Genomic DNA, 22601 nt, shown 5'->3' with positions numbered 1-22601 from the left:
GAATTCTAATCTTTTATAACTATTTAACACCCTTAAATCTCTTGTAGAAATAATAATACTTGCCAAAAAAGAAATTACTTAATCTTGCTAGAAAAAAGTAAATAGACCTGTAACCAAATACCTTAATTAGGCGTCTGTAAAAACTAGACGGAATCTGAATTCTATTTCTGCTTCTTAAATAATAAGACACACACGTAATTAAAGAGAATCTTTCAAACTTTTTATGTTTGGTTAAATTTGAGATGTCAATATAGTTTAACCAATAGGCATTGAACTTCGACGTAAAATGTTTTAATTTATATAACCTTCTATTACTACCAATAGAATCTTGATTATCTCTCCTTAAAGTTAAAAACTTATCAATAAAACTTATTCTACTTGTTTGTAATAACGCTTTGCAACAATAATTATATTCTTGTCCTGCCCTCAAATTTTCATTAAAACTTATGTCCTTGGCTATGTCTCTAGAAATCATAAAATCATTTGTAACCCAAGACACATTTCCCATGGCAAAACTCTCGAAACTAATATCTTTTGCAGTATAAGCGTAATGGTAAAATTCAGCTTCAGAATTAAAGTATTTTGATTTACTTATTACTAAATCAACGTTATCTTCTAAAAATGAACGGACTTTGTTCTCAATTTTATTGGGCGACATAAGATCATCATCATCAAACCACTGAATATATTTCCCCTTACTTAATTCAAAACCATAGTTTCTAGCCGCATTTCCTCCTGGTAATCTATCGTGTGGTCTTTTAAAATATTTGAAACGAAAATCCTTTACACAATACTTCTTTAGAATTTTATCCGTATCATCTAAAGAACCATCATCTACTACAAGACATTCCCAATTTTTATAGCCTTGAGCTAAAACAGAGTCTAGTGTTTCAGGTATTAACTTGGCTCTGTTATACGTAGGGATTATTATGGAAACTAAAGGCAGGTCTTTCACTTATTTTATTTATCCGTCTAATATACAATGAAGAATTATAATCTAAAATCTTTTGTAGCACACTCCAAAATATTTTGTAATGTTTGTATATGCCGCATCATACTGAAATTTTCTAAGGCATGCGCTTTACCAGCTGCACCCATTTCTTTTGCATAATCTTCGTCATCTAATAGCTTTAGCATATGCTTAGACATACGCTCTACGTCGTGCTCTTCACCTAACAAACCTGTTTTGTTATGAACTACTACATCTGAAATACCAGCATGGTTTGTAGAGATAATGGGTATGCCTGCCATACTAGCCTCTAAAATGGCAACTGGTGTACCTTCCATATCACCATTTAGGGCAGTAATAGAATGTTGCACAAAAGCTATAGACTCTGATAGTATTTTACGATACAAATCGGGTTTAATAACACCTAAAAACTCAACATGTTTTTCAAGCCCATAGTAACTAACTAGATTTTGACACATATTCAATAAACTACCGTCACCCGCTAATAATAACTTGGCATCAGGGTGTTTTTTTATTACACCTTTAAACGCCATAACAGTGTAATATGGTGCCTTCTTATCCGTAAAACGACCAATACCAATAAATTGCTTTTTTGTAAATTTTGGCTGTACAGTTTCAAATTTAGAATCAGGACCATAAACATTATAAACTAACTTGTTTTCTGGACATCCCATCTCTAATAAGATATGTTCCATTTTTTTTGAAACAGCTACCACCTTTGTTGCTATTTGAAAAACCTCTTTATAAAAATTACATTGTTCTATAACGGTTTTCACACTGGCGTCATAGCCATGAAAATGAACGATAACTGGCAATCCGCTAGATTTTAAGAGGCTTTGTAGATTATAGGCGTGTGTGCCATACTCTACTAAAACAACAGCAATACTATTCTTTTTTAAAGATGCCAGCACCGATTGTTCACGTATATAAGAAAATGGATGCTTTCTTAGTTTGCGGATAATACGAAAACGCAATAAGCTCAATTTTGAAACTAAACGATTAACACCTTCTAATTGCATGTGTCCTTTAGAACCATAATAATAAAAAACGTCTCCTTTGAGATTATTTTTATGTGCCTGAATAAAGGTCTCAGAATACGGATTTTTACTTGGTGAAAAAATTGCTATGTTCAAAACTTGAATTTAAAATAATGCTTTAAAAAACTAAATGTACTAGTTTCAGAGAACTTTATGTTGTAAAAAGCTGGATTAAATATTAAGAAAAATGAATGTAAAACAAACCATTTTTTATAAAGCTCAATTTCAGCTACGTGGTTATTCAATCCTTCTTTTTTTATGTAATACTGAATGATTCCCTCTTCTAACAAGCGTTCTTTTTTTGTTTTTAAGTCTAAATGATTTCGACTTATGCTTTCATGATTTCTAAAATAATTCATGCTCTTAGCCAAAAATCCCACGTTTGTATTTAATGCAAGTTGCGTCCAAAAAAACCAATCGCCGCACATGCGCATGTTTAGCAGATCTTCTGAAAAAATAGTTGCTTGCATATACTTTTTTCTAAAAACAACGGCACTAGCATTAGGGATAACATTTTTAACACTCAAATATTTTGATACAAATTCTAACCCCTCAATAGAAAAATCATCTTTCCATAAATTAGGCTTAAAAGTACTTGTGTAATTAATTCTGTTTTGGAGCATTATGCCATCTTTATCTACATCGGTTGTTTGGCAATACAATAGCCCAATTGATGTATTGCGGCTCATAAAACCTATCATATGTTCTAAAAAATCAAGCTCACAATAATCATCACTCTCTGCAATCCAAACAAAATCACCTTGCGCTAGTTTTAGTCCTTTTTCCCATTGCTTAAAAGGACTACCAGAGTTTTCTTTATTAATGATTACATGAGATACCTTAGGATGATTTTTATAAGAGTTCAATAGGGTTTCACTACCATCGGTAGACGCATCGTCTAAAAGGATAACCTCAAAATCTTGATAAGTTTGGCTAAAAACCGTGTCTAAACGCTGTTGCAAAAACGGCTTGTGATTGTAATTTGGGATGATTATTGAGACTACAGGCCTCATGAGTCTAGAGCTTTTTTTGTAGCTTCAAAATAGGCGGTACCATACTTTTTACAAGGTTCTAAGTGATTACCCTCTGCCCATTCATTTAAAGCGTTAATAAAAATAAAGTTTTCATCTCTTGAATAAGGTTTAAATGCCTTAACTAATCTATTTAACCATTTATAGTATAATTTTGGATTACTACCAATAGCTATTACTCCATTCTCCTTTTTTCTAGCCGTGTTATCCCAAGAAGGTGTTACACATCTAAAAAGTTTATATTTTGGCATTCTCCTTTTTAATGATTCTTCAACTCCAGTCTTGAAATCTCTTTTGTCCAAATCTTTATGCTTTGTAAAACCCAATCTGCTCAGTATTCTTTGACTTATACTTGGAGTTAAATGATTTCTGATGACTTGATGTGGCGAGAATTCGACAGCCGCATCAAAATTTATACTTTCAGGATTAGACCGGTCATTAAAACTCTCTGTAATGCATAAATACAACCCATCATAGCCAAACTCATTTACAGCGATATCTCGCCAGATTTTAGCAGTTTTACTAATATCTGGAAACAATTGATGTCTGTAAACCACAAAAACAGGCTTATTATCTACTCTAATGTATCTTTTATCCTTAAAAACGTTTGAACAGAGCCAACGCATATGGTTTTTATCATCTTCAAAATTATAATTTTGTTCTATGAGAATATCTTGGTCTAAGCCGTCCCATCGTCGTGTCCAGTTTTCATTCGCCCAACATAACATAAAAGGCATATTGGGTTCTTGCAACCTTAATATTTCATCAATCGGATAGTTTAAAAGTCGCTTTCCGTTGAACCAATAATGGTAATAGCAAAAGCCATGGATTCCGTATTTTTGTGCTAATTGGGCTTGAGCTAGTCGAGCTTCTGGCTCTCTTAAATCATAGTAACCTAAATCTGCCGGAACATGTGGTTGGTAATGCCCTTTAAACAATGGTTTTGCCTTTTTTACATTAGTCCATTCTGTAAAGCCTTTGCCCCACCACTTATCATTTTCTGGTATAGGATGAAATTGAGGTAAAACAAATGCTATAGGTCTTAGTTTAGGCATTAAGAGTCTTTTTTTGTATAACTATTTCGATATATTCTGCGCGTATGCCTTTAGATAAATCATCTAAATAGACGATTTCACATTCACCGCCTGTGTGTTTTTCTATAAAACTTTTTATATCATAACCCCAATGAAAAGTGACTGGAGAACCTTTGGCATCTACTGGATTTCCATGCCATTCTGGTTCTAATAAAAAATTGGGACTGCCATCAGGGTTTTTAGTAGCCCAACGCTCCGATGGTTTATGTTTGTTAATTATAGGTACAGAAAAAATATGGGCGCCTCCTGGTTTTAAGGTGCGATGTATTTCTTTAAACGCTTTATCTGGCTCATAAATGTGCTCCATGACATCTGAGGTAATGACCAAATCGAAAGTTTCATCTTTAAATGTCTGATTTTCTAAATCTTCATTTTTAAATCCATCTACAGTATAACCTAGAGTTTTTCCAGGATAATATTGAGATGCCATATAATGTTTAGCGTGTTTTTTTAGCGTTAAACTATGACCTCTATCACCTGGTGAAGATTCATGAATATACAAGGCTTTCCAGTTTGGATAATATGTATTAATAATGTCCATTAAAGCACGCTCTCGTGGAATGGAACCACAATTATTACACTTAAAATGGTCGCGCAACCAATGATGTCTTGCAATAAAGTCGACTTCTTTCTCACAGCAAGGACAAAACCCATTTTGTCTAAAAAAGAATGTGCCAATACGGTTTTCGTATATGGTCTTTATTTTAGCTTTTATTTTTGATTTAAGCTTTTTTATCATGTTATGACATTGGACATAATTAATAACTCAAGTTGTGATACAAAAGCAAATCTATTATACATTAAATTGTGCATACCCCAGATACTTTATTAATTACCATTGATAGCATAAACTTGAAATCGTCATACCATATGCTATTCTTATTTAAGTTATTAATTAATAACGTTGCAGCTTGCTTGGTTGTTCTTTGGAATATATATTCACTATATAAAAGTGATGACGATGATATACCACACAACTCAATTTCAGGATTAGCATATATTAGGCATTCTAGAGGCAAAGAATTCTTTGGAATGAAATTTACCCTACTATTATAGTTTTTTTTGATTTCATCATCAAAATCTGTATTTCTTGGATGACCTTTCCAATATACCACATATTTTCTACCTAAATAATAGTCAATCAGTTTTAGATAGACATTCAGTTCAAAATTCTTGCCAATTAAATTATAATTTGAGAAGCATTGTCCAACAATGACAACAGTTTTTTTATTTTCAATTCTCTCTAATTTAAACTTCTCTACCTTAGAAACTACTTCTAAAACACTTATCAAATGGTCATTGTAAACTATATCATGCTCAAAATCAGATTTAACAAATGATAGCAAAAAGTGCCTGTTCCTTATTCTATTCTTATGTTCACTTAGTACAAAATAATTGTTATCATAGATTAAATCATTTCTATTAAAAATATATTTAATTATTGTATTTAGTTTCTGGATAATTGTGTTTTTCCTAGATAGCAAATTGATAATTGAAAATTTGCGCATTGGAACATAAGAATGCAACCCTTCTTCAAATAATAAGATGGGAATATTTTTAAAAAAATCTGCGATAATCTTAGATTGGGCAGAAAATAATTTTCCTATCCAAAGATTTTCATATTCATTAGCTTTCAAGCTTTTTAAATCTTCAAAAGCAACGACGCTATTTATAAAATCATAGTTAGACAATATGTTGATGCAATTATCCTTAAGGTTTTTATCCATCTCATAGAGAACGATATCACAAATTTGACGTTCGTTTTCTGTATGACCCAAGAAAAAGTTCAAAAAAGATATGGTCTGCCAAGTTCCGTTAATTGCTACAATATCCATATCAAATGAATTTCTCCACAAACTCTCTTACACAGCCTTCACCTCCTTTTCTATTCATTATTAGTATATGTGGAATGGACTTAACAATATCTATTGCATCTCTTGGACAGGCTGCCCACCCAACTTTACTCAATGTCTCGAAACAATTGATATCATCACCTATATATGCCACTTCGTCTAAAGTAATGTTTTCCTTTTTGCAAATTTCCATTAAAGCTTGAAGTTTTCCTGCATGTTGCTGTCCTTGATACAAATAATCCACCTGGAGTTTGTCTGCTCGTCGTTCAACTATCTTAGTATTCTCAGAAGTAATAATGGCTGTTTTAATTCCTGCATGACGTAATAATTCAAAACCTTTTCCATCTCGAGTATTAAATTTTTTTAATTCATCTCCTGTTTCTGAATAGTACATTCCAGCGTCGGTAAGAACACCATCGACGTCAGTAGCGAATAATTTTATTTTTTTATTGTTTTGTTTAAGAACATATTTATACATCATTTGTTCAGCGACTTTCCAATCGTCCGACTCATCTATCTCAACAGCTGTATGTTCAGGCATTTGAAACAAACCAATTTTGCCACTCAATCTGTTTTTATGTTTTAATACACCACCAACAGTATTAATGTAAAATGCTCCATTTTCCATAAATTCACCTGAGAAATCTTGACGTCTAGGACGCTTTTTGTAGTCGTAATTTTTTGGTGTACCATCTCCATACCAAAAGAAACGCTTTACTCTAACCACACTCAATAAAGAATCATATCTTTCCTCTTTATATTTTTGCAAGGCTTTTGTGAAATTCGTTTCAGTAGTAAGAGGCGAAGTAGCCTGAACGAGCATAAAGATAGAGTCAGGTTCTAGATTTATTTTTTCAAGATACTCAAGCATTACACTTTCTGTAGTTGATGTGTCTTGTGAGTTTTTAACTGACCTCCTGTAAATTTCAATTTTAGAAAAATCAAAACTAAGAACCGTTTCGGCAATTGCATCAGAATCTGTTGCAATAACTATTTTATCTACTTTAGGTGTAACTTCTAAAGCCAAGATAGTCCAATATATTAAAGGCTTACCACAAAAGTCTTTAATGTTCTTTAATGGAATGGATTTACTACCACCTCGCGCAGGTATAAAAGCAATTACTCCCATCTTACCATTTTATTTGGTTACTTTTAAGTTTGTTTCTTTGTACTTTTTCTATATCCAAAACCTCTTGTTTCTTGTAACTAAGTGCCCTATAAACCGCATTACTATCCCGTACTAATTTACGCATACCATCTGGTTCTAGTGAAGCTGCGTGATCAGTTCCTTTCCAAGTTCTATCTAAAGTAAAGTGACGCTCTATCCATTCTGCACCAAGTGCAACAGCAGCTGAGTCTACGGCTATTCCTAAATGATGTCCAGAAAACCCTAAAGATTTCACTCTATGAGAAAACTGATTCTGTAAGCGCTTAATTTCTAACAAACATATATCTTCAAATGGCACTGGGTATCCCGATGTACAGCTATAAACAACTAAGTCCTTTGCGCGCTGCTTTTGCTCAAAAAATGAAACTATTTTTTCCTCCTCTTCTTGTGTGGTCATCCCAAACGAAAGATGTATTTCACCTTCAAAATTATCTGCCAAATAGTCCAATAGCTTTTTATTAAGATTACATGCAGATGGAATTTTTATTAGCTTGGGATTAATCGAAGTTATCTCTTTGGCTGAAGTAACGTCCCAAACAGACGTTGAATACTCAACTCCTAAACCTTCACACCACTTTTTTAGCTCTTTGTGTTGATCTAAATCTAATTCCAAAAATTCGCGATGTGCGCCATAAGTATCTCCGTAAGAATTATGCGGGTTTGGATGAGGCGCCTTATACTCCGCCTCAGATAACAACTCTTTATTATGCCTTTTTTGAAATTTTGCAACATTTACCTTACAGAAAATAGCAGCAGTCTGTATTAATTCTTTGGCGATATCCATATTGCCCTTATGGTTTGCACCTATCTCAGCTATTATTTTTGGTGTTTTCATATCATTAATTTAATTGCATTTTTAAAAGGGCATCATTTACATTGTTTATAGACGTTGCAAATAATTCTTTTTGTTTTGAAGATATATAAGCCATTTCATTTTCTGTATTCGCTAAAGCAGAAAAAACTCTCTCTCTTAAATCTTTTTCATAAGCATCTGATAACACATCCACTCCCCATTCAGGCCTACCTATATCATCCAAAAACCATTGCAATTTATTATGCGAAACAATTGATACTATTGGTGTTTTACACCCAAAAGGAATCATTTGTGCGTGACCGCGCATGCCAATCACTAATTTTGGTTTGGCATATTCTAAAATAATGTTTTTTGGATGAACCTTATTAAGTTTTATAAGTTCATAATCAACCTCATAACTTTGAAGAAATGGTAGAAAAGCTTCGTCTGATGGCATATGAGAGTAAAACTTTAAAGGAAATTTTTGAGAAATCTCTTTTAAAACTTTTGCGGTAGCTGAAAGGATATCTCCTATGTTCTCTCCGAACCTAAAATGCGACCTGTCAAAAGCTGTATTAATAGCTACAAAATCCTCCTTATTGTTGTAATCAGTGATTTTTGGATATAGCTCTGAAATGAAAGTGGTCATACATGGTTGAAAACGTATTTTATGATGAAATTGCTCAGGAATATAATTTTTTAAAGCCTCTATGCTTCCCGTATTACGTAACCCTAAATAAACCGATTTCTCTGCAAATGCTGTAATATTTTCTTTAAAATAAGGCTCAAAATCGTCTTGACCTCTAAAACGATTATATCCAACGGCACTTAGAACAATGGGGACTTTTATATTGTTTAGCATCTCTATAGAACAAGGCAATTGCCAACCACTGATTTTGTTTGCATTTGTGTCTTTTAAGAATAGTCCACCACCACCAATTACAACACCCTTAGAATTGTTTATTTCATTGACTAGAGAATTATTTACCTTAGGATATATCTGTTTATTATTCCAATCTATTGTTGGTAATACAGTATCCCAAGTATTTTGCAATGCTAACGGAAGTAAGGTGTCCCCTGCATTTCCATAACTAAATGCTGAAATATGAACAATTTTATTTAAAGATTTTTTTGAAGATTCATTTAAGATTTTCGGTAATATAATACTCTTTTGCTCCTTCTTAGATTTTGGTTTTCTAAAAAAATGACGATATATTCTTTTTAAATACTTTTTCACAGTGTTTTTCATTCTAGTACACTTTTTATAACATTTTTTATTTTAGTTTCAATTCTTTTAGAAAAACTAATTTTCTTTGGTTTTGGAGCGAAGCTCTTTACTATACCTATAATCCTGTCCTTATCATCACTTTTAAATTTTACTTGAGTTCCTTTCTTTGCAATGATAGAAACAAAACCCCTATTCATAAATATCTCTTTAATAGAAAACCCTTCACTTTCCAATAACCATGGTAATGTATTATTGGAAAACGTATTAACATGCACATCCCAAAAAAATGTATCTAAACTTCCTGTATATATATTATCTATAGTTGGACACTCTATATAGAGAAAACCTTCATCTTTTAAACGATTATAAATTTCTTTGACGAATGCTCGCGGATTGATTATGTGCTCTATAACATGAAAATTACATATAAAATCAAACAGTTCTGTATTATCATAATCTTGAAACATAACTGTCTCAATCGGAATTTTATAACGTTTCTTCACTACCTGCACATAATCAACGTCTGGCTCTATTCCTAAAACTTTTTGTCCTCTAGATTTTAGAAGCCAAAGAAAACTTCCTGCGCCACAACCAATTTCAACGCAACTATGAACTTTAGAAAAAAAGTCAGGAATTTTCGTTTCTAAATGATGTATTCGCTCTAAGGCATACTGTTCAGTTTGTTTAAACTTTGCTAAGTCTGGAACAGAGGATTTTCGAGCCTCTTTAGAAAAGTCACCATCAGAATACAATCTTTCAACTTCTTGATTTGATATTCGTGGCCATGTGTAGACAAAACCACAGTTGCAACAAACATAATTTTCTAGATACTTATTGCCTCTTGAATTGGTATATAGCAATTCATTTTTATCAGACTCACAAAGTGGGCAGGTATTCATTTCTTAATAACAAAATTAGAATTTAACAAGACAGGAACTGATGTTGTTAGTGGTGATTCCTTTACAAAGAACTTAATATAGTTTTCTTTTTTAAATAAAGTTTTTCCAATAGTGTATTGATTTTCATTAATATTAGTTTCAATTATTGTCAGTCCTAAATAAAATCTTCCATTAGTAAAAAGACATGGTACTTTGCAGTCCACCGAAACCAATTGATTATTATTTTTAGTAAGTCCTAAATTCATTAAAGAAGATGTTAGAGCTACATGAATCATCTGATCATCGGTTATTGGTAAATGCACAGAAAAATTCTCAATATCTGATGGACAAACAAACTTAAAGCTTAAAATGATGTCTTCGCCATGTTTCAAGTTTAATGTTGCATTTTCTTTAATACTTCTTCCATTAACATTGAAATCCTTTATGGTAATGCCAAAAGGATTGATTTCGTTAGACTTATAATTATCTTCAAAAGTGACATAATACTTTTCTACAAGTAAACCTACATCATTAGTTAATAAACTTGTTTTACCTTTATCTAAAAGTATTCCATTTGTACATATTCGAGCTATTTGCGGCATCGAATGAGAGACCAAAATTACGGCGCATTTATTGAGTAATTCTGATATTCTATTTAAACATTTTATTCGAAAGCCTACATCTCCCACAGCCAGCACCTCGTCAACAATTAAAACATCGGGTTCCATTTGTGCCGCTATGGCAAAACCCAAGCGCACCTTCATCCCAGAACTGTAATTTTGCACGGGCATATCTATAAACTCTCTAATCTCCGAAAAATCGATAATCTCTTCAATCTTATTCTCTATTTCGTTTCGTGTAAACCCTAAAACAGCACCGTTATTATAAATATTTTCGCGCCCAGTAAGTATAGGATTAAAACCAGCACCTAATTCTATCAGTGCGCCTACACGCCCTTTTATAGTCACCTTGCCGGCATCGGGGTTAATTAACCCATTTAAAATTTTTAACAACGTAGATTTGCCTGCACCATTATGGCCTATAAGCCCTAAGCATTCGCCACGACGCAACTGAAAATTAATATCTTTTAAAGCCCAAAATTCCTTAGGACGTAGTTCTCTATTATTTCTGTTACCAGTAACGCCTAAAAACAAATCCTTGATGCCGTACCACAGGCTAGTTTTTAAGTCTTTGCAAAACTTTTTGCTTAAGCCTTCTACACTAATTAATATGTCGTTATCTAATTGGTTCATGGCTATACTTTAGGCACTTAAACGCTCTACGATGATAGGTATGGCTAGTCTATAAAATACTAAACCTATAGCTAATAATGGTAAACATAAAAGCGTAACACTAATAAAATACGTGATATGCTCTGGATGAAATCCCACAATTAAATCTCTAGTGGTTAATACTATAGGTGTTATAGGATTCCAAGTCATAATCGTTTTCATAAGACCATCTTTAGGTATGGCATAAACGACTGGTGTGGCGTACATTAAAAACTGCATACTAAAACTAATGAGTTTACCAATGTCTTTGTACAATAGGCCTAAGGGTGTAATTAACAAGCCTATGACCGTACCAAATAAAATAGCAGCAAATAGCGCCAAAGGCACCAATAAAAGTGTCCAATGAAAACCAACACCGTACACAAAAACGAAAATTAAAAGAATGAGAACTTTTACGGCACTATTAAATAACAACTTGTAGATACCAGATACGATTAATGCCTCCTTAGGAAAATTAATCTTTGTAAGTATACCTCTAGCGGCATTAGTACTCTGCATTGGCGAGTTAATCGATGCTACAATAATAGACCAAATCAACGTTCCTGAGAATGCATAAACGGGATACGGAATGCCGGTATCCGATAATTTAACCGTACCAGAACTATTTAATACAATCCACACTAATGCGGTTGCTAATGGTGTTATAAAAGCCCAAAAAATACCAAAATACGATTGCCGGTATTGGGCTTTAATATCACGTTCTGCCAACTGTCTGGCCAGAAATCGTGAGCTGTAAATATCTGACAAGCTTTGTTTTAAAAGCTTAAGAATATTTGTGTTGTTTTCTTTCTGATAAGTGCGTGATTCCAGGGCCATCAACAATCATGGTTGTGTCGCTAATATACTAATTTAATGTACGCTCCAAAACCAACGCTAAAGAAGTTATAACAGGTAATTAACAAGTTTTCGATAGTTCTGCTGAGCTTGCTTGCCTTGTCGTAAGTTAGGCCGAAACTACATTAAATAACGAAATCCAATACCAAACAGCTAAACAGCTTAACAATCGTCGCTTCGAGTGATTTGTGAGGTACGAGCAAATTGTATCGAGAAGCACCCAACAACCAACACTCAATTTAGAACATCTAAACAACTAAATGCCTAAACAACTTAACTACTAATAACTAAACAACCGTCCTTTCGTGAAATTCGTGTCTAAGGAAATAGAATCCATCACTCAATAGATAAACACCTAAACAACTTGACGCCTAAACGACTGAACAACTTAACATCCGTCCTTTCGTGTTATTAATGAAATTCATGTCCAAACAACTAATCTTAATTTAATGTTTAACATCACCAAGCCGCTTCGACACGCTCAGCATAACAATTTGATTCTTTTTTGTCTTAGTTACTGCCGAGAAGCAATCCAACCATATAACTGTCTAAACATCTAGTCATCTAAGTATCTAGTTATCCAGCAATCTAACAATCCAACCATCTAAAAAATCTAAGACTATTCATGACGCTCTAAGCTCAGCATTTAAACAGGCCACGACATCAGCTTTATCTAACATGTAATATTCACAATAACACTTTAATGAAACATAAGGTCGTTTTGGAAGCTTATAATGCGCATTAATATCCTTAATAATACCACGTGCGGTAGCCTCACTCACTTGGTGAGTAATCATCACATCTTTGGTATGTAAAAACAACGGATACAGCATGTTATAGCTTAAAAACCCAAAACTAATAATGAATTATGAGATTTAGCTAAAAAACCCTTGCCACATTTCAACAACTAATTAACAACTAAATTGTTAAGGTGAAATATAAATCATTGATTATCAATTATTTAATTTTTAGATTATTGCAATTTTTCTTTTAAAAATGGGCCTTTCAAGACTTTGTTAGAAAAACACTAATAAAAAGCCTCTAAACATTCCTATACTAAAGCCATAGATACCCTATATATACTATATAAACAAAGATAATCATGTAATAGTAATCATTAAAAAAAAGCAAAAAGCACTAAAAAATAATAGATATCGATAATAACGACTAAAAACCAATAAAATCACGTGAATTAAGTACTAAAACAATAACTTTTCAAAATGCCATAATACATCAAGCTACTTTTATCATCGAATTATGAAGCAAGACTTAGGTCGCGAACTAAGTAAAGTGAGAAATTCAAAAGATTAAGTATAACGATAGCCTAGCTATCATAAAAATTTAGAATTATGGCAAAGTTAAAAAGCCTATTAAAAATTGAAGGAACTCTAGACGATATTACCTTCTACAAAAGTGAAGACGGTTACTTGGTACGCCAAAAAGGCGGCGTATCTAAAAACCGAATTAAAAACGACCCTGCATTTGCAAGAACTCGGGAGAATAATGCCGAATTTGGATACAGTGCCTCAGCGGGCAAAACGTTCCGACAAGCCATCACACCATTACTATTCGATGCAAAAGATGCCAAGGTCACAAGTCGAGTAACAAAAGTGATGACTCAGCTAAAAAATCTAGACACCACCTCAGTAAGAGGGCAACGTCAAGCAAGTATTGGACTGCAAACCACAGCAGGTAAGGAACTGCTAAAGGATTTTGAATTTAATCTAAGAGCAACTATAGATAGTATCTTATTTACAGATATTAATCTAGACACAGCCACTGGAGTAATCACCTTAGTAAATCTAAATCCTAGCCAGCAAATTGCAAAACCAACAGGAGCTACACATGTAAGCTTCTATGGTGCGATGCTAAATCTAGATTTAGATACTGGAGAAAAAAGCTTAGAAATAAGTAATACGGTAAATATTCCAATAGATACTACGGTGCAAACAGTAACATTGACACCAGCGGTAGCTACAGGCTCTGGATTATCCTTTTACTTTCTAAAAGTAGCGTTTTTCCAAGAATTAAATGGTGCACAATACCCATTAAACAATGGTGCATTTAATGCCTTAAAATTATTAGAGGTCATATAAAAGCTACACCATTAGCAAAGTAAAAAAGCGATTACAAACACAATAGAACGTAATCGCTTTTTTTATATGTAAACAACCGTCACTTCGAGTATTCCTACCGCAGCGTCAAAATGTACTTCGGAAAGCTCAGCAGAACTATCGAGAAGCAAAACAACAAATAACAACTGAACAGCTAAACGACTTAACGACTGAACATCAAAAAATCCAAAAATCTAACAATCTAAAAATCGAAACAACCAACACCCAACACCTAACACCTAAATAACTTAACGACTAAACAACCGTCACTTCGTGTGATTTGTGTAATTCGTGTAATTCGTATCAAAGTAACTAACACCCACAATCTAACACCTAAATCACCGTCACTTCGAGCATTCCGACCTTAGCCTCATAATGTACTTCGGCAAACTCAGCAGAACTATCGAGAAGCAAAACAACAAATAACAACTAAACGACTTAACAGCTAAAAATCTAAAAATCGAAACAACAAACACCAAACAGCTAAAGAACTAATTACTGCCTACTACCTACTGAATACTGAATACTGAATACTGCCTACTGATTACTAAAACCTACCGCTTCCCTTTAAACAATCGTTTAAATCGTTGCCATAAGCCACGCTTCTCATTCTCATGATACGCATCGCCATAAGCACCGTAACCATAACCGTAACCATAGCCATAGCCATAGCCATAGCCACCTCCTTTTTTATGCCTATAAAAGTTAAGCAGTAGGTTAACATTTTTAAGTTCGCCTTTCTTAACTTTGGAATTGATAAGAGACAGCATCCCTTTTTTAGTATAGTTTAAACGTACCATAAAAATGGTAGCATCAGCATATTGCGCTAATTCTAAGGCGTCCGTCACCAAACCTAATGGTGGTGAGTCCAGGATAACCATATCGTATTTAGCTTTTAGCGCTCTAACTAATTCTGCCATACGCTCACTCATTAAAAGTTCTGAAGGGTTTGGAGGAATCGGCCCAGATAGAATTAAATCCAAGTTAGGAATCTTCGTTTGGTGCGTAATGTCGTCCAAGGTACTATCGTTAATCAAATAATTAACAGCGCCTTTATCGTTTTTGACTTCAAAATCCTCTGAAATTTTAGGCTTTCGTAAATCTAACCCTACCAAGACAGTTTTCTTACCACTAAGCGCATAAACTGTAGCTGTATTAATAGAACAAAACGTCTTTCCCTCACCACTAATAGAAGACGTAAACATCAAGGTCTTAGCGCCATCAGTGTCTTTTTGGCTTTTGTAAATAAACTGCAAACTAGAACGAATAGCTCTAAAGGCTTCTGCTACGGATGACCTTGGTTTTTCAAAAGCAACCAAGTTATTTTTGTGGTTATATTTCCCTACAAGTCCTATGACTGGCAGTTTGGTTAAGCGCTCTACATCTGCCGAATTGCTAATTGTATAGTCTAAGATAAACCGAATAAATATGAATAATATAGGCAACAGTGTTCCTATCAATAATGCAATAACGTAATTTAAAGAAGTTTTAGGGCCAACAGGTCTATTACCAGTATCCTTAGCAGCATCTATCATAGTAATATCAGACACATTAGCAGCTCTAACTATTGCTGCCTCGGAACGTTTAGCCTGATACACGTTGTAGGCATTTTGACTAATGTTTAAGCGACGCTGTATTTTTAAAAACTCCTGCTGTTCTTTAGGTAGTTTTTTTAACTCTGCCTCTAGTTTTGCTATAGAACTGTTTATAGAACTTAACTGTAAATTAATACCACGACGTGCGGCATTAATAAGCTCAAAGGCAACACTTTTTTCGGAGTCAATTTGAGCATCTAAACGTTTTAATAAAATAGAACCCTCACGTGCAGTTTTCGCTTGATTTTCGCGTTCAATGGCAAATCCGGTTAACTTTCCAATACTATTTAAAAGACCACTCTCGGTAATACCTACAGAGGTAGGTGCAGCAATTTTAGTATAGTCGGACTTATTCTGAAGGTATGACTCTAAACTATTTAGATAGTTGATTTTTATGCGTTCTGTCTCAAGTTGAGACTCATAATCTTTAAGTCGCTGAGAGGTGTTAGAAATATCTTCAGTAACATTAAAAACTTTGTTAGACGCCCTGAAATCATCCATCTCTTTATTCACATCTTTGAGACGATCATCTACGGTTCCCAGGGTGCTATCTATAAACTTAATAGTGTTGGTAGCATAAAGATTTTTAGCTCTTAACTCAGTCTCTCTTAAAATAGCAACAGTGGTATTTAAATAATCAACAATTTTTGCCTTGTTAGTACCAGATTGCGATAAGGATAAAACCGTAGAACTGCCTTTAAAAAAATTAACGTTAACACTATTCTGAAAGGACGATACTAAACCATCAAAATTAAGAAACCGTACAAAATACTGCTCACTGGTCTTAGGAGTAGCACCTTGTCGCTTATGCACCACCGCGTTGAAAAAGGGCAAGCGTATTGAGTCCCCATAAACAAATGTTTGCTCAAAAATACCAGGAGTCACAGTAATACCAACTCTAGAACGGTCTGAATAGCGCTGCCCTGATACCGATTGACGCTCCTCAAAATCGCAAATAAGTTTAAAACGGGTTGCATCAATATGTTTTAATTCAAGAGGAATACCTAATAACTGAGGTTGCGATTTATCGATGATAACCTCATACGGAGACGCTTTATAGATATCCTCCAAATGGTATTTACCTTGCCTTAGGTATTGCTTGTAAAACTGAAGGGAATCCACCACAAGCTCATTATGACTGCGAGTTGCTAGCGTTGTCATCACTTTACCTAACTTCCCAGAAACACCACCCCAATTAAAAGAAATACTTGTATTGGTTGTAAAAAAAGGATTTTGTTCGCTCTCTACAGAAACCAATGCATTTAAAAGATAAATGTTCTGTTTTCTTACGTTATTGTAATGTGCTATTGCTAAAAAGACACCTATACATATAGCGATGTAGTACCAATTGTTTAGTATTTTAAATAAAAACCCTTGAAAATCAAAAGTCAATCGTCCACTAGAATCATCAAACTCAATATCCTGATCTAAGTTAGCCATAAGTTAAAGTCTATCTATCAATAAAATGGTACTAGTCACTACGGTGACTATGCTTAATATCGTTGTAAATGTTTGTATACCATTAGTACCTGTTCCGAGGGATTTTTGAACTAACGGATCTACTATAATTACATCATTAGGCTGTATATAGTAATAAGGTGATTTCATAACGCTTACATCAGTTAAGTCTAAACGATGAATCTCTTGGCCGTGTGGATACTGCCTAAGAATCCTTACTGCTTTTCGATTACCCTCTATAGGAATGTCGCCAGCATTGGCAATGGCTTCTAAAATGGTTGCACGCTCTTGAAAAATAACTTGCGACCCTGTTCTACCTATTTCACCTAAAGTCGTATAGCGAAGTCCTGCTAATTTTACGGTGACAAAAATTTGTGCAAACTCATTAAACTCTTTTTCTAACAAGCGCGTTTTTATAAGCTCTTCTATCTCACGATTTGTTAGATTTAAGACTAAGAATTCACCAAGTTGTGGCACACGAATATTACCTCTTAAATCCACCGTAAAACCATCAAAATACGCACGCTCCTGTGGGCTTGCCTGTAAATCGCCTTCGCCTGTAGGATTAAAAATTGTGGCATCGTCTTGGTCCAAAACCTTGATACGTATATTTAAAATATCATTGATCTGAACGCGATAAGGTTTCTGCTGTTCAACCAAACTCGGAATCGTATCATTAGAATTCCCCTTATCTTGTAAGTAAATAATATCTTTTTGAGGGACACAAGACGTACAAAACAAAAGACCCAAAAAACAAATGGCCAATAAATACCGAATCATAGATAAATAGGTTTACTCACAAATATAATCGAACGTTAGGAATAACAAAATTATTGGCACTAGAAGTTGAAAGCATAAAACTTAAGTCTATTACAAAAGCCAACACCAAACAACTAAACAACTTATCAGCTAAACAACTAAACGACTTAACAACTAAACATCTAAACATCTAAACCCATGTCAAGTTGAGCCTGTCGAAACCGAATTAAAACAACAAAACACAATACCAAGAAACTAAACAGCTTAACAAATAAACAATCTTCGCTTTGTGAAATTCGTGAAATTCGTGTCAAAAAAAAGTCCTTTCCATTTACTCTTTAAAACCTCCAAACCGCTTCGACAAGCTCAGCGTGACAAATCGATTCATTTTTGTCTTAGTTACTACCGAGAAACACCTAAACAACTAACACCTAAACATCTTAACAACTAAACGACTTAACAGCTAAACAACTAAACCGATATAAGGTTGAGCGTATCACACTGAGCGTGTCACACTGAGCGCAGTCGAAGTGCAGTCGAAGTGCAGTCAAAACCTCTAAACGACACTAAAAACTCAATTCTGAATACTTAATACTGAAACTTAAAACTTGGAACTTGAAATGCCTTTCCTCATCTTTGCATAAAATTAGTTAAGATTGAATTACCTCAACGTTGAAAATATATCTAAGTCCTACGGAGAACTCCAATTATTTAGCGACATCTCATTTAGCATTCACAAAGACCAAAAAATTGCATTTGTAGCTAAAAATGGAAGCGGAAAAACATCGATACTTAATATCCTTTCGGGAAATGATACGCCTGATACGGGTCAAGTTGTTGTACGTAAAGGTTTAAGGTTAGCTTTTCTAGACCAAGAACCAAACTTAGACCCAAACCTCACCATTGAAGAAACCATTTTTGCGAGTGACTTACCCATTTTAAAAATCATTGAAACCTACGAAAAGGCACTAAAACATCCTGAAGATACCGAAGCCTATCAACAGGCCTTCGAAGCTATGGACCGACACAATGCTTGGGAGTTCGAAACACAATATCAGCAAATACTGTCACAGTTAAAACTAGACAATCTCGATGCTAAAATTAGTACACTCTCTGGAGGACAAAAAAAACGTTTGGCCTTAGCACAAGCATTGATTAGCAATCCAGATATATTAATCTTAGACGAGCCAACTAACCATCTCGATTTAGAAATGATTGAGTGGCTTGAAGATTATTTTGCTAAAACACAGCAAACACTATTTATGGTAACGCACGACCGTTATTTCTTAGAACGTGTGTGTAATGAAATTATAGAACTCGATAATGGCAATCTTTACACGTATAAAGGCAATTATTCGTATTATCTAGAAAAAAAAGAAGAACGGATTGCTAATGAACAGACCGAGGTTGGTAAAGCCAAACAACTCTTTAAAAAAGAACTCGACTGGATGCACCGCCAGCCAAAAGCCCGCACCACAAAATCCAAGAGTCGAATAGATGATTTCTTTGAGATAAAAAAGAAAGCCCATCAGCGCCGCAAAGACCATGTAATTCAGTTAGAAATTAACATGGAGCGCTTAGGAAGTAAAATCATAGAGTTTCATAAGGTATCTAAAGCGTTTAAGGACAAAATAATTCTTGATGGTTTTGAATACACTTTTAAAAAAGGAGAGCGCATAGGCATCATTGGAAAAAACGGAACTGGCAAGTCTACCTTTCTCAACATGCTTACAGGAGCTATTCCTCCAGACGCAGGTAAAATTGTTGTTGGAGAAACGGTGAAGTTTGGCTATTACACACAAGGAGGCATTAAAGCAAAACCCAACCAAAAAGTTATTGATGTTGTTAGGGATTATGGCGATTATATTCCGCTTGCAAAAGGCCGACAAATAAGTGCTCAGCAATTACTAGAACGTTTTTTATTTGACCGCAAAAAACAATACGATTTTGTCGAAAAATTAAGTGGTGGTGAGCAAAAGCGCTTATACCTCTGTACAGTCTTAATACAAAACCCTAACGTTTTAATTCTGGACGAACCTACAAACGATTTGGATATTGTAACACTGAATGTCTTAGAAAGTTTCTTACTAGATTTCCCAGGATGTTTGCTCGTGGTGTCTCACGACCGGTACTTTATGGATAAAATTGTTGACCATTTGTTTGTATTTAAAGGTGAAGGGATTGTAGAAGATTTTCCTGGTAACTACACAGATTTTAGAGCTTACGAAAATAGTCAACCTAAGCAAGAAACAAAAGTAGAAAAGACGGAGAACGCCGAAACCATAAAACAGAATGAAGCCAACAAACTCTCTTACAACGAACAGAAAGAATATAAAAACTTAGAATCTAAAATTCGTGCTTTGGAGTTAGATAAAAAAGCGCTAGAAGCAAAGTTTCTCAATCCAGATTTATCCCAAGAAGACATTACCAATCTCTCGGAAGAACTTCAAAAAATAATCGATAACATTGAAGAAAAAGAATTGCGCTGGTTTGAATTAGCGGAGAAATTTGAAAATTAGGAAGCAGGAAGCAGGAAGCAGGAAGCAGGAAGCAGGAAGATAAGTTGTAAAAAAAATCGAGTAAAAAAATAATTAAAAATCAATGTCCCAAATTTCGACAAAGTCGAAAAATATCAAAATGCAGAAATAAAGAGTGAAAGAACAAAGATGCGAGATGAAACCTCAAGCACGAAGTTCTGAAAGCGAATGGTGCGATAGCAATTTCCTCATTTTGATTGTGATTTTTTGGCTAGGTTTATCCTGAGCGCAGTCGAAGGGTTTTGCATCAAGGCAAAATGAGCATATTAAAAATAGAATGCATCAGCTTTTATCATATATAAAATTCCTTTTAAACTCCACTAACCAACACGGAGTACACTCGCCATTTGTTTATGATTTTGTTACCAAATGCTTATATAACAAAACAAATTACAAAGCTTATACAAATTTAAAAACCTACAGAAATCAATTGCTTCAATCTAAAGAAATATTAAATATCACAGATTTTGGCGCAGGTTCTAAAATTTTAAATTCAAAAAAACGTTCGGTGTCTAAAATGGTGAAGAATTCAAGTAGTCCATTAAAAGATTCAAAATTACTTTTCAGAATTTCAAACTATTTCAAATTCAAAAACACTTTAGAATTAGGTACATCATTAGGTGTCGGAACACAAGCCTTAGCTTTAGGTCATTCAAATAATAACATTACAACAATTGAAGGCTGTCCAGAAACTTTTGAATTTTCAAGACAACAATTTGAGGCCTTAAACCTTTCAAACATTACAACTATCAATTCAGACTTTAAAACAGCTATCTCTCAACTAAAAGAAGACACTTTTGATTGTATCTTTTTCGATGGACATCATAACAGAGCGGCTACCTTAGACTACTTCAATCTATTGATTTCCAAAGCACATAACAATTCTGTATTTATTTTTGATGATATCTATTGGTCTAAAGGCATGACTGAAGCATGGCGAGAAATCACTACGGACAAACAAGTGACGGTAAGTATCGACACATTTAACTTTGGATTTGTGTTTTTCAGAAAAGAACAGCCAAAACAACATTTTACAATACGACTGTAACAAGTCTATAATTTTAACGTCATATTCAGATAATAGCTATTATAAACTTTTATCTTGCGATAAGCATTTGTATTTTCTAATTTGTAAAGCGAAAAAATAATGTCAGGTTGAGCGCAGTCGAAACCTATTGAAAACTAATTTCAAAAACCTTTAAACTGCGCTCAAAGTGACTAACATTACAACCAAATTATGAGTGACAACGTCATTGAAATCAGAAATATCATTAGAGATTTTAAACTAGGCCAAGAAACGGTCCATGTACTAAAGGGTATTGACTTAGATATAAAACGCGGTGAATATGTCGCCATTATGGGACCGTCTGGCTCTGGGAAATCGACATTGATGAATTTGCTGGGATGCCTCGATACACCAACTGCTGGAACCTATCTCCTTAATGGTAAGGATGTAAGTCAGATGTCGGATGACGAGCTTGCCGAAATCCGAAATACGGAAATAGGCTTTGTGTTTCAAACCTTTAATCTATTACCAAGAACAACAGCATTGGATAATGTGGCGCTTCCTATGGTGTATGCAGGGCAATCTAAAAAAGCTAGAGAAGAACGCGCTACAGAAGTATTACATGATGTTGGTTTGGCAGACCGAATGGACCACAAACCCAATCAATTATCTGGTGGACAAAGACAACGTGTTGCAGTCGGACGTGCATTGGTGAACAAACCTTCTATTATTTTGGCAGATGAGCCTACAGGAAACCTCGACTCTAAAACAGGTACCGAAATCATGGCGCTCTTTGATGAAATTCATGCCAAAGGCAATACGGTAATTATGGTAACTCACGAGGAAGATATTGCAGCACATGCAAAGCGTGTTATCCGTTTACGTGATGGTATTATCGAAAGTGATAAGATGAATTAAGTTAAAATAATAATAACTTCAGAATTAGCTAAAAAT

Annotated in this window: 19 protein-coding genes; 4 read left to right on the top strand and 15 right to left on the bottom strand. The window is 34.3% G+C overall.

The window, feature by feature from the left end; all coding sequences use genetic code 11:
• Positions 1-19 precede the first annotated feature (19 nt).
• From DFQ05_RS01625 to DFQ05_RS13585, 13 genes are all read right to left on the bottom strand, one after another.
• The gene (locus DFQ05_RS01625; protein ID WP_132702909.1) at positions 20-955 is read right to left on the bottom strand and encodes a glycosyltransferase family 2 protein; all 936 of its coding nucleotides are present in this window, start codon (positions 953-955) and stop codon (positions 20-22) included.
• 35 nt (positions 956-990) lie between these two features.
• On the bottom strand, positions 991-2103 hold the full coding sequence (locus tag DFQ05_RS01620; RefSeq protein WP_132702907.1) for a glycosyltransferase family 4 protein: 1113 nt from the start codon (positions 2101-2103) through the stop codon (positions 991-993).
• The gene (locus tag DFQ05_RS01615; RefSeq protein WP_132702905.1) at positions 2100-3020 is read right to left on the bottom strand and encodes a glycosyltransferase family 2 protein; all 921 of its coding nucleotides are present in this window, start codon (positions 3018-3020) and stop codon (positions 2100-2102) included. Before DFQ05_RS01615 ends, DFQ05_RS01620 begins: the two co-directional genes overlap by 4 nt.
• On the bottom strand, positions 3017-4093 hold the full coding sequence (locus tag DFQ05_RS01610) for a glycoside hydrolase family 99-like domain-containing protein (protein WP_132702903.1): 1077 nt from the start codon (positions 4091-4093) through the stop codon (positions 3017-3019). Before DFQ05_RS01610 ends, DFQ05_RS01615 begins: the two co-directional genes overlap by 4 nt.
• Positions 4086-4871, bottom strand: coding sequence for a class I SAM-dependent methyltransferase (locus DFQ05_RS01605; RefSeq protein WP_132702901.1), 786 nt, complete (start codon positions 4869-4871; stop codon positions 4086-4088). The genes DFQ05_RS01610 and DFQ05_RS01605 overlap by 8 nt, the downstream gene beginning before the upstream one ends.
• 61 nt (positions 4872-4932) lie before the next feature.
• Positions 4933-5967: a polysialyltransferase family glycosyltransferase gene (locus DFQ05_RS01600; RefSeq protein WP_132702899.1), complete on the bottom strand. Its 1035-nt coding sequence runs from the start codon at positions 5965-5967 to the stop codon at positions 4933-4935.
• Between the two features lies 1 nt (position 5968).
• Entirely contained in the window at positions 5969-7114 is a 1146-nt protein-coding gene (locus DFQ05_RS01595) for an acylneuraminate cytidylyltransferase (RefSeq protein ID WP_132702897.1), read from the bottom strand.
• A gap of 1 nt (position 7115) precedes the next feature.
• Positions 7116-7997, bottom strand: coding sequence for an N-acetylneuraminate synthase family protein (locus tag DFQ05_RS01590; protein WP_422398647.1), 882 nt, complete (start codon positions 7995-7997; stop codon positions 7116-7118).
• Positions 7993-9195 carry a polysaccharide pyruvyl transferase family protein gene (locus DFQ05_RS01585; RefSeq protein ID WP_132702893.1) on the bottom strand — a complete coding sequence of 401 codons (1203 nt, stop codon included), beginning with the start codon at positions 9193-9195 and terminating at the stop codon, positions 7993-7995. The genes DFQ05_RS01590 and DFQ05_RS01585 overlap by 5 nt, the downstream gene beginning before the upstream one ends.
• Positions 9192-10073: a class I SAM-dependent methyltransferase gene (locus tag DFQ05_RS01580; protein WP_132702891.1), complete on the bottom strand. Its 882-nt coding sequence runs from the start codon at positions 10071-10073 to the stop codon at positions 9192-9194. Before DFQ05_RS01580 ends, DFQ05_RS01585 begins: the two co-directional genes overlap by 4 nt.
• A complete protein-coding gene (locus DFQ05_RS01575) occupies positions 10070-11305 on the bottom strand; it encodes an ABC transporter ATP-binding protein (protein WP_132702889.1) in 1236 nt (411 codons plus the stop codon). Before DFQ05_RS01575 ends, DFQ05_RS01580 begins: the two co-directional genes overlap by 4 nt.
• 9 nt (positions 11306-11314) lie before the next feature.
• Positions 11315-12160, bottom strand: a complete 846-nt coding sequence (locus DFQ05_RS01570) for an ABC transporter permease (RefSeq protein ID WP_132702887.1) — start codon at positions 12158-12160, stop codon at positions 11315-11317.
• A 641-nt stretch (positions 12161-12801) separates the two neighbouring features.
• Positions 12802-12975: a hypothetical protein gene (locus DFQ05_RS13585; RefSeq protein ID WP_158281882.1), complete on the bottom strand. Its 174-nt coding sequence runs from the start codon at positions 12973-12975 to the stop codon at positions 12802-12804.
• 552 nt (positions 12976-13527) lie between these two features.
• Here DFQ05_RS13585 and DFQ05_RS01565 point away from each other — a divergent pair.
• Positions 13528-14274 (top strand): hypothetical protein, encoded by a 747-nt coding sequence (locus tag DFQ05_RS01565; RefSeq protein ID WP_132702885.1) that lies wholly within the window; start codon positions 13528-13530, stop codon positions 14272-14274.
• Between the two features lie 572 nt (positions 14275-14846).
• Here DFQ05_RS01565 and DFQ05_RS01560 read toward each other — a convergent pair.
• Both DFQ05_RS01560 and DFQ05_RS01555 read right to left on the bottom strand, forming a co-directional pair.
• A complete protein-coding gene (locus DFQ05_RS01560; RefSeq protein WP_132702883.1) occupies positions 14847-17327 on the bottom strand; it encodes a polysaccharide biosynthesis tyrosine autokinase in 2481 nt (826 codons plus the stop codon).
• Positions 17328-17330: 3 nt separating this feature from the next.
• Positions 17331-18125, bottom strand: a complete 795-nt coding sequence (locus DFQ05_RS01555) for a polysaccharide biosynthesis/export family protein (protein ID WP_132702881.1) — start codon at positions 18123-18125, stop codon at positions 17331-17333.
• A 635-nt stretch (positions 18126-18760) separates the two neighbouring features.
• Here DFQ05_RS01555 and DFQ05_RS01550 point away from each other — a divergent pair.
• The 3 genes from DFQ05_RS01550 to DFQ05_RS01540 all read left to right on the top strand — a co-directional run bounded on the left by DFQ05_RS01550 (position 18761) and on the right by DFQ05_RS01540 (position 22565).
• Positions 18761-20623: an ABC-F family ATP-binding cassette domain-containing protein gene (locus tag DFQ05_RS01550; RefSeq protein WP_132702879.1), complete on the top strand. Its 1863-nt coding sequence runs from the start codon at positions 18761-18763 to the stop codon at positions 20621-20623.
• Positions 20624-20918: 295 nt separating this feature from the next.
• Entirely contained in the window at positions 20919-21689 is a 771-nt protein-coding gene (locus tag DFQ05_RS01545; protein WP_132702877.1) for an O-methyltransferase, read from the top strand.
• Between the two features lie 189 nt (positions 21690-21878).
• Positions 21879-22565, top strand: a complete 687-nt coding sequence (locus tag DFQ05_RS01540) for an ABC transporter ATP-binding protein (protein ID WP_132702875.1) — start codon at positions 21879-21881, stop codon at positions 22563-22565.
• Positions 22566-22601: the final 36 nt, after the last annotated feature.

The organism is Winogradskyella wandonensis (genome assembly GCF_004346845.1).
In the GTDB taxonomy this organism is placed as follows: Bacteria; Bacteroidota; Bacteroidia; order Flavobacteriales; family Flavobacteriaceae; genus Winogradskyella; species Winogradskyella wandonensis.
Note: the sequence above shows the minus strand (reverse complement) of the source record. Positions and strands in the feature narration are given on the sequence as shown.

What these genes read in the sequence shown, in the direction of transcription:
- DFQ05_RS01560 (WP_132702883.1), bottom strand. Translation starts at nt 17,327, where the DNA reads ATGGCTAACTTAGATCAGGATATTGAGTTTGATGATTCTAGTGGACGA.
- DFQ05_RS01540 (WP_132702875.1), top strand. Translation starts at nt 21,879, where the DNA reads ATGAGTGACAACGTCATTGAAATCAGAAATATCATTAGAGATTTTAAA.
- DFQ05_RS01580 (WP_132702891.1), bottom strand. Translation starts at nt 10,073, where the DNA reads ATGAATACCTGCCCACTTTGTGAGTCTGATAAAAATGAATTGCTATAT.
- DFQ05_RS01565 (WP_132702885.1), top strand. Translation starts at nt 13,528, where the DNA reads ATGGCAAAGTTAAAAAGCCTATTAAAAATTGAAGGAACTCTAGACGAT.
- DFQ05_RS01600 (WP_132702899.1), bottom strand. Translation starts at nt 5,967, where the DNA reads ATGGATATTGTAGCAATTAACGGAACTTGGCAGACCATATCTTTTTTG.
- DFQ05_RS13585 (WP_158281882.1), bottom strand. Translation starts at nt 12,975, where the DNA reads ATGATTACTCACCAAGTGAGTGAGGCTACCGCACGTGGTATTATTAAG.
- DFQ05_RS01575 (WP_132702889.1), bottom strand. Translation starts at nt 11,305, where the DNA reads ATGAACCAATTAGATAACGACATATTAATTAGTGTAGAAGGCTTAAGC.
- DFQ05_RS01555 (WP_132702881.1), bottom strand. Translation starts at nt 18,125, where the DNA reads ATGATTCGGTATTTATTGGCCATTTGTTTTTTGGGTCTTTTGTTTTGT.
- DFQ05_RS01585 (WP_132702893.1), bottom strand. Translation starts at nt 9,195, where the DNA reads ATGAAAAACACTGTGAAAAAGTATTTAAAAAGAATATATCGTCATTTT.
- DFQ05_RS01570 (WP_132702887.1), bottom strand. Translation starts at nt 12,160, where the DNA reads ATGGCCCTGGAATCACGCACTTATCAGAAAGAAAACAACACAAATATT.
- DFQ05_RS01545 (WP_132702877.1), top strand. Translation starts at nt 20,919, where the DNA reads ATGCATCAGCTTTTATCATATATAAAATTCCTTTTAAACTCCACTAAC.
- DFQ05_RS01595 (WP_132702897.1), bottom strand. Translation starts at nt 7,114, where the DNA reads ATGGGAGTAATTGCTTTTATACCTGCGCGAGGTGGTAGTAAATCCATT.
- DFQ05_RS01605 (WP_132702901.1), bottom strand. Translation starts at nt 4,871, where the DNA reads ATGATAAAAAAGCTTAAATCAAAAATAAAAGCTAAAATAAAGACCATA.
- DFQ05_RS01615 (WP_132702905.1), bottom strand. Translation starts at nt 3,020, where the DNA reads ATGAGGCCTGTAGTCTCAATAATCATCCCAAATTACAATCACAAGCCG.
- DFQ05_RS01610 (WP_132702903.1), bottom strand. Translation starts at nt 4,093, where the DNA reads ATGCCTAAACTAAGACCTATAGCATTTGTTTTACCTCAATTTCATCCT.